This window comes from Catenulispora sp. GP43, assembly GCF_041260665.1.
Lineage (GTDB): Bacteria > Actinomycetota > Actinomycetes > Streptomycetales > Catenulisporaceae > Catenulispora.
On sequence record NZ_JBGCCT010000027.1, the window covers coordinates 61,993 to 74,924 of the forward strand.

At 70.6% G+C, this 12,932-nt stretch carries 14 protein-coding genes; 7 read left to right on the top strand and 7 right to left on the bottom strand.

The window, feature by feature from the left end; translation table 11 throughout:
- Positions 1-377 precede the first annotated feature (377 nt).
- The 4 genes from ABH926_RS39460 (at position 378) to ABH926_RS39475 (ending at position 4,494) form a co-directional block, all read left to right on the top strand.
- Positions 378-1,469, top strand: a complete 1,092-nt coding sequence (locus ABH926_RS39460) for a hypothetical protein (RefSeq protein ID WP_370371199.1) — start codon at positions 378-380, stop codon at positions 1,467-1,469.
- A gap of 168 nt (positions 1,470-1,637) precedes the next feature.
- On the top strand, positions 1,638-3,302 hold the full coding sequence (gene ettA / locus ABH926_RS39465; protein ID WP_370371200.1) for an energy-dependent translational throttle protein EttA: 1,665 nt from the start codon (positions 1,638-1,640) through the stop codon (positions 3,300-3,302).
- Positions 3,302-3,781: an acyl-CoA thioesterase gene (locus ABH926_RS39470; protein ID WP_370371202.1), complete on the top strand. Its 480-nt coding sequence runs from the start codon at positions 3,302-3,304 to the stop codon at positions 3,779-3,781. The genes ettA and ABH926_RS39470 overlap by 1 nt, the downstream gene beginning before the upstream one ends.
- Positions 3,778-4,494, top strand: coding sequence for a hypothetical protein (locus ABH926_RS39475; RefSeq protein ID WP_370371204.1), 717 nt, complete (start codon positions 3,778-3,780; stop codon positions 4,492-4,494). Before ABH926_RS39470 ends, ABH926_RS39475 begins: the two co-directional genes overlap by 4 nt.
- 6 nt (positions 4,495-4,500) lie before the next feature.
- Here ABH926_RS39475 and ABH926_RS39480 read toward each other — a convergent pair whose 3' ends face one another.
- Positions 4,501-5,001, bottom strand: a complete 501-nt coding sequence (locus tag ABH926_RS39480) for a YceI family protein (protein WP_370371205.1) — start codon at positions 4,999-5,001, stop codon at positions 4,501-4,503.
- A gap of 111 nt (positions 5,002-5,112) precedes the next feature.
- On the opposite strand from ABH926_RS39480, the gene ABH926_RS39485 reads away from it, so the two are divergent.
- Positions 5,113-5,607 (top strand): MarR family winged helix-turn-helix transcriptional regulator, encoded by a 495-nt coding sequence (locus ABH926_RS39485; RefSeq protein ID WP_370371207.1) that lies wholly within the window; start codon positions 5,113-5,115, stop codon positions 5,605-5,607.
- 19 nt (positions 5,608-5,626) lie between these two features.
- Here the strand turns inward: ABH926_RS39485 and ABH926_RS39490 are convergent, their stop codons facing one another.
- The 3 genes from ABH926_RS39490 to ABH926_RS39500 form a co-directional block, all read right to left on the bottom strand.
- On the bottom strand, positions 5,627-6,283 hold the full coding sequence (locus ABH926_RS39490) for a M23 family metallopeptidase (RefSeq protein ID WP_370371208.1): 657 nt from the start codon (positions 6,281-6,283) through the stop codon (positions 5,627-5,629).
- 113 nt (positions 6,284-6,396) lie between these two features.
- A complete protein-coding gene (locus tag ABH926_RS39495; protein ID WP_370371209.1) occupies positions 6,397-6,750 on the bottom strand; it encodes a DUF6204 family protein in 354 nt (117 codons plus the stop codon).
- Between the two features lie 44 nt (positions 6,751-6,794).
- Positions 6,795-7,184: a globin gene (locus ABH926_RS39500; protein ID WP_370371211.1), complete on the bottom strand. Its 390-nt coding sequence runs from the start codon at positions 7,182-7,184 to the stop codon at positions 6,795-6,797.
- A 280-nt stretch (positions 7,185-7,464) separates the two neighbouring features.
- Here ABH926_RS39500 and ABH926_RS39505 point away from each other — a divergent pair, with 280 nt between their 5' ends.
- Both ABH926_RS39505 and ABH926_RS39510 read left to right on the top strand, forming a co-directional pair.
- A complete protein-coding gene (locus ABH926_RS39505) occupies positions 7,465-8,841 on the top strand; it encodes a DUF2079 domain-containing protein (RefSeq protein WP_370371212.1) in 1,377 nt (458 codons plus the stop codon).
- Between the two features lie 73 nt (positions 8,842-8,914).
- Positions 8,915-9,343, top strand: a complete 429-nt coding sequence (locus tag ABH926_RS39510; protein ID WP_370371214.1) for an OsmC family peroxiredoxin — start codon at positions 8,915-8,917, stop codon at positions 9,341-9,343.
- Between the two features lie 159 nt (positions 9,344-9,502).
- On the opposite strand, the gene ABH926_RS39515 is transcribed toward ABH926_RS39510, so the two are convergent.
- From ABH926_RS39515 to ABH926_RS39525, 3 genes are read right to left on the bottom strand one after another with little or no spacing between them, the layout of a single operon-like run.
- A complete protein-coding gene (locus ABH926_RS39515) occupies positions 9,503-10,450 on the bottom strand; it encodes an N-acetylglucosamine kinase (protein WP_370371216.1) in 948 nt (315 codons plus the stop codon).
- Positions 10,441-11,709 (bottom strand): 6-phospho-beta-glucosidase, encoded by a 1,269-nt coding sequence (locus ABH926_RS39520; protein WP_370371218.1) that lies wholly within the window; start codon positions 11,707-11,709, stop codon positions 10,441-10,443. The genes ABH926_RS39515 and ABH926_RS39520 overlap by 10 nt, the downstream gene beginning before the upstream one ends.
- Positions 11,710-11,748: 39 nt before the next feature.
- Positions 11,749-12,930: an ROK family protein gene (locus ABH926_RS39525; protein WP_370371219.1), complete on the bottom strand. Its 1,182-nt coding sequence runs from the start codon at positions 12,928-12,930 to the stop codon at positions 11,749-11,751.
- Between the last annotated feature and the right edge of the window lie 2 nt (positions 12,931-12,932).

The window sequence follows — 12,932 nt, forward strand, 5'->3', positions numbered from 1 at the left end:
GAGCCGCCGTTCTGCCGCGCTGCCGAACGACTGCCACATCCGGTGCCGATTTGCCGCCGCACCAAGCTCGGTGTCCCGCCGAGCCGATGGTGGCCATGCTGCCGCGCCGAGCCGCCGTATCCCTGCCGATACCAAGCCAGCCGGCCGAGGAGCCAGCGGCGCCCACCTGCCGAGCCGGTTGAGCTGAGCTGAATCGCCCACGCTGCCGCGCCCATTGCCTCGCTGCGCAGCGCTGCTGAGCCCACCTTGCCGGCGCGCATTGCACCCCGCCGTGCTGGGCCAGCGACTCTGCGGCGCCTGCCGCGCCGTCGCGCCCAGCCCCTACATCAGCCATTCGGCGTCGTCTGCCCGCCACCCACCCCGGGCAGATAATCGCAGTGGGTGACATGAAGCGCGGTCGCGCGCGATGGATTCCAGCACTGACCGTCAGCACCGCCGTGGCCGCGGCGGTCACCGGTGCGATATGCGCGGGTACCGCGTCCGCGCCCTCGCAGGCGCTCGCCGTCGGCACCGCGCTGCCCGCGGCGAAGCCTGCCCCCGTGCGCGCGAGCCAGCCGCCGGCCGACCCGCTGCAAGCCCCGCTTGTCGCGGCTGCGGCTCGGGCGTTTCCCGGGGAGGGGGAGTGGCGTGTGCTCGCCGCTGATTCGCATGGGGAGCCCGTTGTGCAGGGGACCATGCTGCGGGCTGCCGGGACCTCCTCGCCGGTGGCGATTGCGTGGATCAAGGAGTCCGCTGCGCGGTTCGAGCTCCATCCCGGCTATGCGCAGCCCGGTGGGAGTTGGTCGCAGCCCGACATGCTGCCGCGGGATCGGCGGGATGGGCTTGTCGCCACGTGGAATGGCGGCTTTCTCATGGGTGACTCCGGTGGTGGCTTCTATCTCGGCGGGAAGCAGCATGGGCCGCTCGTGCCCGGGGTCGCCGCCGAGGTTTTTCGGCGGGATGGCTCCTTCACTGTGGGGGTGTGGGGGCGTGATGCGCAGTTGGGGCCCGACATCGTCGGGGTGCGGCAGCAGCGGCAGTTGATGATCGACGGTGGGCGGATCGCCGGGGACATCGACTCGCTCTTCACCTGGGGTGTCACCGACGGTGGCGCCACCTATGTGCGTCGGTCCGGGGTCGGTGTCACCGCGGCCGGGGATGTCGTCTTCGCGCTCGGTCCGACGATGTCGCCGCGTTCGCTGGCGACCGCGTTGCAGCAGGCCGGTGCGGTGCGGGCCATGGAGCTTGACATCAACATCAGCTGGCCGTCGTTCATGGCCTACGACTCGTCTGCGAACCCCGGTGACCCGCGTCCCTTCAAGTGGGGTGACTACCCGCGGTCCGCCGAGCGCTACTTCAGCCACTCCGCTCGTGACTTCGTCGCCGTGTACGCGCGTGCCACCGGGTCGCAAGGGGCGTGTGTCGACGGCAGTGGTGTGGCGCGGTCGCGTCCCGGTGGGGATGCTCCCGGTCTGCTGGTGGCCTGCTGAAGTGGCGGTATGCGGGGTGTGACCGGGAACAATGCGGCAAGGTCGAGCGAATCAGAGTCCTGAAACGGGGTCTGAGGAGGGGGTCCCGGGCTGGTGACCCCCGTCACATCCCCGCCTTCCGAGTGACGGCGTCATAACCATTAACCCGCGGCAACTAAGCTCTAGGTTATGGCGGAGTACATTTACACCCTGCGCAAGGCGCGTAAGGCCCACGGCGACAAGGTCATCCTCGACGACGTGACCCTGTCGTTCCTGCCGGGGGCGAAGATCGGCGTCGTCGGCCCGAACGGTGCGGGCAAGTCCACCGTGCTGAAGATCATGGCCGGGCTGGAGACGGCGTCGAACGGCGACGCCAACCTCGCGCCCGGCGCCTCCGTCGGCATCCTGCTGCAGGAGCCTCCGCTGGACGAGACCAAGAACGTCCTGGAGAACGTCCAGGAGGCCGTCAAGGAGACCCTGGACCTGCTCAAGCGGTTCAACGAGATCGCCGAGCAGATGGCCACCGACTACTCCGACGAGCTGCTCGCCGAGATGGGCAAGCTGCAGGACGAGCTGGACCACCGCAACGCCTGGGAGCTGGACTCGCAGATCGAGCAGGCCATGGACGCCCTGCGCTGCCCGCCCGGCGACGCCGACGTCAAGGTGCTCTCCGGTGGCGAGAAGCGCCGGGTGGCGCTGTGCAAGCTGCTGCTGGAGGCGCCCGACCTGCTGCTGCTCGACGAGCCCACCAACCACCTGGACGCCGAGTCGGTGAACTGGCTGGAGCAGCACCTGGAGAAGTACGCCGGGACCGTGGTCGCCGTCACCCACGACCGGTACTTCCTGGACAACGTCGCGCAGTGGATCCTGGAGCTGGACCGCGGCCGGGCCTACCCCTACGAGGGCAACTACTCGACGTACCTGGAGACCAAGGCCTCGCGTATGCGGGTCGAGGGGCAGAAGGACGCCAAGCGGCAGAAGCGCCTCAAGGAAGAGCTGGAGTGGGTGCGCTCCAACGCCAAGGCCCGCCAGGTCAAGAGCAAGGCGCGGCTGGCCCGCTACGAGGAGATGGCCGCTGAGGCGGACAAGATCCGCAAGCTGGACTTCGAGGAGATCCAGATCCCGCCGGGCCCGCGTCTGGGCAGCGTCGTGATCGAGGTGTCCGACCTGGTCAAGGGCTTCGACGACCGGGTGCTGATCGACGACCTGTCCTTCACGCTGCCGCGCAACGGCATCGTCGGCGTCGTCGGCCCGAACGGCGCGGGCAAGACCACGCTGTTCAAGACCATGGTGGGCCTGGAGCAGGCGGACGGCGGGTCGGTCAAGATCGGCGAGACCGTCTCGATCTCCTACGTCGACCAGAACCGGGCCGGCATCGACCCGAAGAAGAGCCTGTGGGAGGTCGTCTCCGACGGCCTGGACTACATCAAGGTCGGCCAGGTCGAGATGCCCTCGCGCGCCTACGTCTCGGCGTTCGGCTTCAAGGGCCCGGACCAGCAGAAGCCGGCCGGCGTGCTCTCCGGCGGCGAGCGCAACCGGCTGAACCTGGCGCTGACCCTGAAGCAGGGCGGCAACCTGCTGCTGCTCGACGAGCCCACCAACGACCTGGACGTGGAGACCCTGACCTCGCTGGAGAACGCGCTGCTGGACTTCCCCGGCTGCGCCGTGGTCATCTCCCACGACCGCTGGTTCCTGGACCGGGTCGCCACGCACATCCTGGCGTGGGAGGGCGACTCGAAGTGGTTCTGGTACGAGGGCAACTTCGAGGGCTACGAGAAGAACAAGGCCGAGCGTCTCGGCCCGGAGTCGCTGCGCCCGCACCGTGCCACCTACCGGAAGCTGACGCGCGACTGATGACCGGCACCGCCCAGACCAGCACGGACGGCACGACGACCGTCTCCCCGGCCGCGCCGGGGAGACGGCACGTGTACCTGTGCCCGCTGCGGTGGTCCGACATGGACGCCTACCAGCATGTCAACAACGTGGTCTACCTCCGCTACCTGGAGGAGGCGCGGGTGGACTGGATGTTCCGCCGCGCCGCCGAGGCCGGGGTGGAGGGGTTCGCCACGTTCGGCACGGTGGTGGCCAAGCACGAGATCGAGTACCGGCGCCCGCTGGTCTACCGGCCCGAGCCGGTGCGCGTCGAGGTCTGGGTGACCGCCATCGCCACCGCGAAGTTCACCGTGGCCTACGAGGTCCGCGACGACGAGGCCGTCTACGCGACCGCCTCGTCGGTCCTGGTGCCGTTCAACATCGAGGGGAACCACCTGCGGCGGCTGTCGCAGGTGGAGAAGGACTACCTCGCCGAGTACTACACCCCGGCGGGAGCGTGAGCACGGTGTCGGCGCTGCGGCTGGCCGGCGCGGACGAGGCCGCCGACCTCGGCGGGTACCTCACGCGGCTGCTGCGGTTCGACAAGGCCGCGGCGGTGCGGGTGGTGGCGTCGGGCTCGGCGGTCGGGGTCTGGGGACAGCCGCCGTTCGACGTGCTGACCCTGCGCACCCTCGCGCTGGATCCCGCCGGACCCGCGGCTGAGGCCGAGGCCGAGGCTGTGGCCGGTTCCGGGGCGGGCTCCGAGGTCCGGACCTCCGTGAGCGTGGAGGCCGACGTCACCGTCTCGGCCGGCGACCTGCTCCACGCGATCGCCGACGACGGCGCGCTGCCCCTGCCGCGCCCGCTGGCCGGGGCGACCGCCTGGACCGGGTTCCTGCCGCCGCGCACCGGCTGGCGGACGGTCGGCGAGCTGCCGGTCGCGGAGGTGGAGACCGCCGCGCTGGGCGGCATCGCCGAGTTCAAGGCGCGCGCCGAGGCGATCGCGGACAAGGAGCGGACGCGCGCGGCTGTGGACCGCATCGCCGCCGAGATCTGGGACCGGCCCCTGACGTTCGGGCTGACGGTCCGGGCCGCGCACGCCGCGCGGGCCATGGCGTTCCTCGGGCAGGCCCAGTCCGCGTCGGCCGTGGTGCGCTCTTCGGGCCGGTGGCTGCGGCTGGACGCGCCGTTCGGGACGGTAGTGCTGCGGACCGGGTCCGGCCTGCTCGCCTAAGAGGGCTCAGCTCTGCCGCGTGAAGCGCAGCTTCACGCCGATCTCGCCCTTGGCGGCCATCATGCCGAGCTGGTTCCAGGTCATCCCGAAGTCCGCGCGGGTGTAGGGGATCGTCGCGGTCAGCGTGACGGAGTCCGCGCGCCGGTCGGCATGCGCGATGAACGTCAGGGGCTTGACGACGTCGCGCACCTTCAGCGTGCCCTGGACCTGCACCTCGGCGCTGTCCGCGCTGACCGGGCCTATCCGGTCGGCCGCGAACTGGAACGTCGGGTGGCGCTCGACGTCGAAGAAGTCGCTCGACCGCAGGTGGGTGTCGCGCTTGGCCAGGCGGGTGTCGAGCGAGGCGGACTCGACGGTGACGAGGCCCTCGCCGGTGCCGTCCTCGGCCAGCACCCCCTCGCCGTGTACGGTCTTGAAGACGCCGCGGACGGTGGCCAGGCCCCAGAACGTCTTGTTCCTGACGGTGACCTCGTGGCCTGCGGGATCGAGGGTCCACTTCTCGCTCATGACTAGCTCCCTGAAAGCGACGGATGGTCGAGCGGATAGGTAGCACGCTATCTTCTCGCCAGTAATTATCTAACTGGCGAGATAGTAGCTCGGTGACCTATCCTGGTCAACGTGAACGGGACGGATGGGCACAGCGGGGGAGAAGAGGCCTGCCCCTCGATGGCGGACCTCGCGCTGTTGCAGCAGTGGAACCAGCTCCAGGGGGCGTTCCGGCGGCTGAACGGGCGCCTGCTCGACGACGTCGAGGCCAGGACCGGCGTGGCGCCCTCGGCGTTCCAGGCGCTGTGGTACCTGGCGAGCAGTCCGGAGTACACGGCGAAGATGAGTCAGCTCTCGGCGGTCCTGGGCTTCTCCACGGCCGGCACGACCAAGGTCGCCGACCGCCTCGCCGAGGCCGGGATGATCGAGCGCGGCCCCTCGGCCGCCGACCGCCGGGTGATCCTGGTGACGCTGACCGAACACGGGCTGCGGGTCGCCAGCGAGGCGATCCAGACCTTCCTCGGGGCGCTGCGCGAGCGCGCGCTGGGGCCCATGGGGGAGGACGGGTTCGCGGCGCTGGTGGAGTCGGTGGTCGGGCTCGATCCCGGTGGCGGCGCGGAGTGCTGAGCGCGGGCGGAGCGGTCGGTCAGACCGCGACGCCCTTGTCGTGCAGCCAGCTCAGCGGGTCCACCAGCGTGCCGTTGGCGGCCGCCACCTCGAAGTGAAGGTGCGGACCGGTGGAGTTGCCGGTGGAGCCCAGGCGCCCGACGGTCTGGCCGACCGCGACGTGGCCCCGCGAGACCTCGATCCGCGACATGTGGTTGTAGGCGGTGGAGGTGCCGTCGGCGTGCTTCACGACGACGCGCAGACCGTAGGGCCCGGACCAGCCGGCGGAGACGACTGTGCCGTCGGCGGCCGCCCGGATCGGGGTGCCATGGGGCGCGGCGAGGTCGAGGCCGGTGTGTTTGCCGCTGCTCCAGTTCGTGCCGCTCGCGCCGAAGGTGGCCGTGACGCGTGCACCCGGGAGCGGCGAGACGTGGGTCGGCGCAGGCGCAGGAGCCGGCGCAGGGGCAGCAGCGGGAGCCGGAGCCGGTTCAGGGGCGGGAACAGCCGCCACCTCGGGTGTCGCAGCCGGTTCGGCGGCGGCCACGGCTTCCTGCGCCTTGGCGATCGGTGCGCCGGGACGTGCGCCGACGGCCGGGGTCGCGACAGCGGCCAGCGTCAGCGTCAGCGAAAGGCCGACGCCGGCTGCGATGAACAGCGAACGGCGACGGTCGGGCTTGCGGAGGCGTCCGGAGAGCATCCGTCAAACCTAGACAAATAGGGCCTCATGGAGAGTGGTCGCTTAGTTACGCCCTGTTATTCGGGCTGACCAAGAGCCGTCGATGGGTGCACCGGATGTGAGCGAACTCGCCCTCAACCCGCCGCCCGGGCCTTCCGCTGCCGCTTCGCCAGCGGCATCAGCGCCATGTCCTCCGCGCTGACCTTCAGCCCCTTGTACCCGTAGCCGTGCTCCGTGAGCCACTGCTCCGCCTTGGCCTGCGCGAGCTCGCCGGCGGCGACGATGTCCTCCTCGCGCTCGCCGTGCTCCAGGTACCGGAACGTGAAGAACGGCCGCATCGTCAGGTCGTACGTCAGCCGCCCCTCCGGGGTGAACGCCGCGTTCAGCACGTCGTGCTCCGCCGCCTCGGCAAGCAGTGCGGCACGCTGGTCGTCGGTCAGGGCGTCGAAGGAGCCGCGGACCATGACCCGGAAGGTGCGATCGTTCATGGCGCCGACCCTAAACCGCCTCGGCCGGCGCCACGAGTGGATTTCTACTCTGCGTTGACCATGCTGTGCGCGGCGCGCACAAGGTAGTCCCACAGTTCCGCGGCGTACAGGGGCGGCAGTTCGAGTTCGTCCACCGCGACCCGCATGTGGGTCAGCCAGGCGTCGCGCGCGGCCGGGTCGACCTTGAACGGGAAGTGGCGCATGCGCAGGCGTGGATGGCCGCGCTGGTCCGAATACGTCGTCGGGCCGCCCCAGTACTGCTCCAGGAACATGCGCAGGCGTTCCTCAGCGGGGCCGAGGTCTTCCTCTGGGTACATCGGCCGCAATAGGGGGTCGGTAGCCACGCCCTCGTAGAAGCGCGCGACCAGCTTCCGAAAGGTCGGCGCGCCGCCGACCGCCTCGTAGAACGTGACGGGTTCCTCGCGATCACTCACAACCCCATTGTCCCACCGCTCAGAGGCCGGGTTCTATGCTGCATGCATGCCGGGGGAGTCAAAAGCGCTGGATACGGGGTTCGCGAAAACCATGGGAACGACCGAACCCGCAGATCTCGCTATAGAGAACTCCCCTATAGGCGACCCACAGGGCAGCTTTCCAGAACCCGCTGCGGAGCCGCCGAACAAGCTCGCCCGCTATGCGCCGTGGCTCATAGCCGGCGTCTCATTTGTCCTCTATGCGCTGATCTCCATACTCAGGTACGAACGCCGTGATTCCATGTCCTGGGACCTCGGCATCTTCACCGAAGCAGTCCGCGGCTACGCGCACTTGCAGGCGCCCATGGTCGGTATCCGGGGCGAGAACATGGACCTCCTCGGCGACCACTGGCACCCGATCCTGATACTCCTGGCCCCGTTCTTCCGCGTCTTCCCGACGCCGGTCACGCTTCTGGTGGGGCAGTCCGTACTCCTCGCGCTGGCCGCCGTTCCGCTCACCAGAACCGCGATCGATCTGGTGGGCCGCTATCAGGGATACGCCATAGGCGCCGCCTTCGGTCTGTCCTGGGGCGTCGTCCAGGCCGCGAACTTCGATTTCCATGAGGTGGCCTTCGCGGTCCCGGCCTTAGCGTTCAGCCTCTGTGCCTACATCCGGGGCGACAACAGCAAGACCATCCTGTGGGCGCTACCGCTCCTGTTCGTCAAGGAAGACCTCGCACTGCTCGTCCCGATCATCATCGCGATGGTCGTGGCCCGGACGCGCTTCCGGGGACGCCGCTTCTCCCAAGGAACCGTCCTCGCCTGTGGCCTCGCCCTCGGAGTGCTGACGACTTCCTTCCTGGTGAAGATCGTCATACCGCACTTCAATCCGAACGGCGTCTACGAGTACTGGAACGAGGGCGGCTGCCTGGACCCCAAGCTCCACACCGGCGTCGGCAAGCTCCTCACCTGCGTTCCCCGACAGTTCGTGAACGGCATCGGCGACAAGGAGCGCACGATGCTGATGACGCTTCTGCCAGTCGCATTCGTCGCGCTCCGCTCCCCGTTGGTCCTGCTCGCGGTTCCCGCGCTGGTGGCCCGTTTCATCAACGTCATGCCGTCCTATTGGGGCACGGACTTCCACTACAGCGTCGTCCCGATGGTCGTGGTCTTCGCCGCCGCGATCCACGGCCTGGTCCTGATGCGGGAGTCCCGGGAACGGGAGGCGGCCGACCCCGCAGAAACTCCGGAATCGCGCACTTGGCTCCGGGTCATCGGCGATGCCCAGCTCAAGCACGGCGCTGTCGCCATGCTCGCGGTCGCCGCCGCGCTGACGCCGTCCTTCCCGCTCCAGGACCTGCTGCACCACCAGACCTGGTTCCCCGACGCGCGCGCCGAGGCCATCAAGCGCGCCGAAGCCACGATCCCGCCCGGCGTCACCGTGGAGACCACCGTCGAGATGCTGCCCGCGCTGGCCGCGCGCGACCAGACGCTGTGGATCGGCAACGCGAACATCGTCGTGCCGCCGGACTACGTGGCCTTCGACATCGACCGCACGGGGTGGGAGGGGCAGACCTCGGCCCTGGACTTCGTCGTCTCCCGGCACCCGGGCTACAGCTACCAGGAAGTGTTCGCCGATCGCCAGAACAACGTGTTCGTGTTCAAACGGACTGGCTGAGCGCACCCGCCGACTGCGTGAGAGGATCGCGTCAGGAGCTTTCGACTGCTGCAAGGAAGAAGGTAGGACACCCATGGCGACTACGCGCAAGGCCGACACGCACTGGGAGGGGAGCCTCCTCGACGGCAAGGGCAACGTCACGCTGGCCTCGTCGCACAGCGGCACCTTCGACGTGACCTGGGCGTCGCGCGCCACCGAGGCCGCGGAGCAGACCAGCCCCGAGGAGCTGATCGCCGCCGCCCACGCCACCTGCTACTCGATGGCGCTGTCGCACGGCCTGGCCGGCGCCGGCACCCCGCCGCGCACCGTCGACACCCACGCCGAGGTCGACTTCCAGCCCGGCGAGGGCATCACCGGCATCCGGCTCGTGGTCCGCGCCGACGTGCCGGGCCTGAGCGCCGAGGACTTCCAGGCCGCCGCCGAGAACGCCAAGGCGAACTGCCCGGTGTCCAAGGCGCTGGCCGGCGTCCCGTCGATCACGCTGGACGCCGCGCTCGTCTGAGCCGGTCAGCGAATGACTGAGGTCCCTGTCTCGGCGACAGGGACCTCAGTCATCTCAGGAGACGAACCCCGGCGCACCGGAGTCCGTACATCTGCGCCGAGCTAGTAGTGCCGAGCTAGCACCGAGCCGGCGCCCAGCCGGCGCCGGGCTAGCGCCGGGCTAGCGCCGGGCCAGCTCGTCCAGCCCCAGCAGCACCGCCCCGTGGATCGGCCGCTCGGTCGCCACGGTGAGCACCGCCCGCGGCGCCCGCTCGGCGAAGCGCCGCTCGATCCCGGCCGTCAGCAGCGGCTGCCGCGCCCGCAGCACCCCGCCGCCGAGCACCACCTCGACGTCGGAGTCCATCAGCTCCAGCCGGGCCAGCGCGGCGAACGCCCACGAGCACACCTCGTCGGCCAGCCGCTCCACGATCGACAGCGCCACTTCGTCGCCGAGTCCGGCGACCTCGAAGACCAGGGGCGCCAGCTCCCCGAACCGGTCGTCGGCGATCCGCCCGAAGTGGATCGACTCCACCAGCTCCGCCATCGACGCGCAGCCGAAGTACTCGGCCACCGCCTTGCGCAGCACGGTCGGCGCGCCGCGGCCGTCCTCGGCGCGCACCGCGTACCAGTGCGCGGTCTCGCCGATGCCCGGACCGCCGCCCCAGTCCCCGGAGACGATGCCGAGCGCCGGGAAGCGCGCGTGCGTGCCGTCCGGCGCGATGCCGACGCAGTTCATGCCCGCCCCGCAGACCACGGCCACACCCCAGGGCCGCGACGTCCCCGAGCGCATCAGCGCGAACGAGTCGTTGTCGACGATCGTGCGCTCGGCCCAGCCGCGCGCGGCGAACTCCGCGGCCAGCGCCTCGACCTCGACCGGGAAGTCCGCCCCGGCCACGTAGGCGGCCAGCAGTTCGGCCAGCGGCTCGTCCGCGGCCAGGCCCAGCTCGGCGCGGATCAGCGCCACGCCCTGCCCGGCCGCCGACACCGCCCCGGCCATGCCGTCCAGGTGCGGCGTGAAGCCGCCCACCTGCACACAGGCCAGGATGGTGCCGTCCGCCGCCGCCAGCGCCACCTCGGTCTTGCTGTTCCCGCCGTCGATCGCCAGGACGGCCGCCCGGGTCACGCCCACGGCAGGAAGTCGCGGTTCTTGGCGACCAGCGAGTCGGCCAGCTTGTCCGCCAGGTCCGCCTGGCCGACCAGGGGGTGCGCGAGCAGCGCGGTGCGGACCCGGTCCACCCCGCCCTTGATCGCCGCCTCCACGGCCAGCTCCTCGTAGGCGGAAACGTGTCCGATCAGGCCCCGATAGAGCGGCTCGATCGGCGTGCGCAGCGGCGCCGGGCGTACCCCCGAGGCGTCGACGATCGCGGGGACCTCGATCACCGCGTCGTCGGCCAGGAAGTCGAAGGTGCCGGCGTTGCGGACGTTGACGATCAGCTCCTCGCCGAGGTTCCCGTGCAGCGAGGCCAGCAGCTCGACCGCGGCCTCGGAGTAGAACGCACCGCCGCGCTTGCTCAGCGCCTCCGGCTTGGTGTCCAGCGTCGGGTCCGCGTACTGCGCCAGCAGTTCGGCCTCCACGGCCGCGACCGCCTTGGCCCGGTTCTCGCCCTTGGCGACCTGGTCGATCTGCTCCTTCACGACGATGTCGTGGGCGTAGAAGTAGCGCAGGTAGTAGGACGGGATCGCGTTGAGCCTGCTGATCAGCTCGGCCGGCAGCTCGATGTCGTGGGAGATCTCCTCCAGCGACTCGCTGAGGTACTTCGGCAGGAAGTCCTCGCCGTCCAGGTAGAAGCCGCGCTCCCAGGTCAGGTGGTTGAGACCGACGTGGTCGAGCTTGATCCGCGAGGGCTCCACCCCCAGGTGCGCGGCGGCGCGGCGCTGGAAGCCGATGGCCACGTTGCACAGCCCGACGGCGCGGTGCCCGGCATCGAGCAGGGAGCGGGTGACGATGCCGACCGGGTTGGTGAAGTCGATGATCCAGGCCTGCGGTGCTATTCGCCGGACCCGCTCGGCGATGTCCAGCACCACCGGCACGGTCCGCAGCGCCTTGGCGAAGCCGCCGGCGCCGGTGGTCTCCTGGCCGACGCAGCAGAACTCCAGCGGGAAGCTCTCGTCCACGTTGCGGATCGCCTGCCCGCCGACCCGCAGCTGGATCAGCACGGCGTCCGCACCCTCGACACCGGACTCCAGCTCGGTGTGCGTGGTGACCACGCCGGGGTGCCCCTGCTTGGCGAAGATGCGGCGGGCCAGCCCGCCGATCAGCTCCACCCGGTCCGCGGCCGGGTCGATCAGCGCGAGCTCGGTGAGCGGCAGCGTGTCGCGCAGCCGCGCGAAACCGTCCACCAGCTCCGGGGTGTACGTCGACCCACCGCCCACAACGGCAAGTTTCATGTCAGGCTCCTGTCCCGGTCTAAATCGTCCATACGCGAGCTACACCCCGCGGTTGAAGAGGTCTTCGCGCACCGTCCGCAGCGCCGCGTGGATGGCTCCGGCCAGGACCGGGTTGCCCTCCACGGTGGACACCGCGAGCGTCGGGCGGGGGACCGCCACCGCGTGCAGCTCGTGCGTGATCAGGTCTTTGAGCAGGTCGCCGCCGGCGCGCAGGGTGCCGCCGGACAGGACGACGAGCGAGGGGTCCAGGACCGCCAGGACCGGGGCCAGCCCGCGCGCGGTGCGCTGGGCCAGGGTGGTCAGCATGGCCGTGTTGCCGGTCTCCACCGCGCGCCGCACGGCCTCGGAGTGGTCGTCGACGCGGATGCCGTGCTCGCGGGCCAGGTGCAGGACCGCCGGGCGGCCGGCGATGTTCTGGAAGGTGTTCTTCACCGGTTTGGTCGAGCTCATCAGCGGGTCCTGCGGATCCAGGGCGACCGGCATGTAGCCGATCTCGCCGGCCCCGCCGCTCGCGCCGCGCACGAACCTGCCGTCCTGCACGATCGCCAGCCCGATGCCGTTGCCCATCCAGAACACCACGAAGTCGTCGGCGCCTCGGGCCTGGCCCAGGTGCTGCTCGGCGATGGCGGCGAGGTTCACGTCGTTCTCCACCTCGACCCGCACGCCCAGCACCTCGCGCAGGCGGGCCAGGTTGCCGCCGTGCCAGCCGGGAAGGTCGCGGGCGAAGCCGAGCTGGCCGGTCTGCGGGTGCGGGGCGCCGGGGACGCCGATGACCACGTGCCGCACCGCCTCCGGGGCGACCCCGGCGGCCTCGGCGGCGCCGTGCAGCGCGTCGCGCACGCGCTCCACGCTCCCGGCCGCGCTGCGGCCGACCACCGGCACCTCGAACTCGCCGGCCACCTCGCCGGTCAGGTCGGCGACGGCGGCGGTGACCCGGGTGTGGGTGACGTCGACCCCGCCGGCGTGCCCGGCGGCCGGGTTCACGGCGTACAGCTGCGCGCTGGGTCCGGGGCCGCCGGCCGCGGTGCCGGCCGGGACGATCAGGTCGGCGGTCAGCAGCCGGTCGACCAGCTGGCTGGCGGTGGGCTTGGACAGCCCGGTCAGCGCTCCGATCCGGGTGCGGGTCAGCGGACCGTGCTCCAGGAGCAGCTCCAGGGCCGACCGGTCGTTGATCGACCGCAGAAGACGGGGGGTACCGGGGGTGGTGTCAGGATTGGCCACGG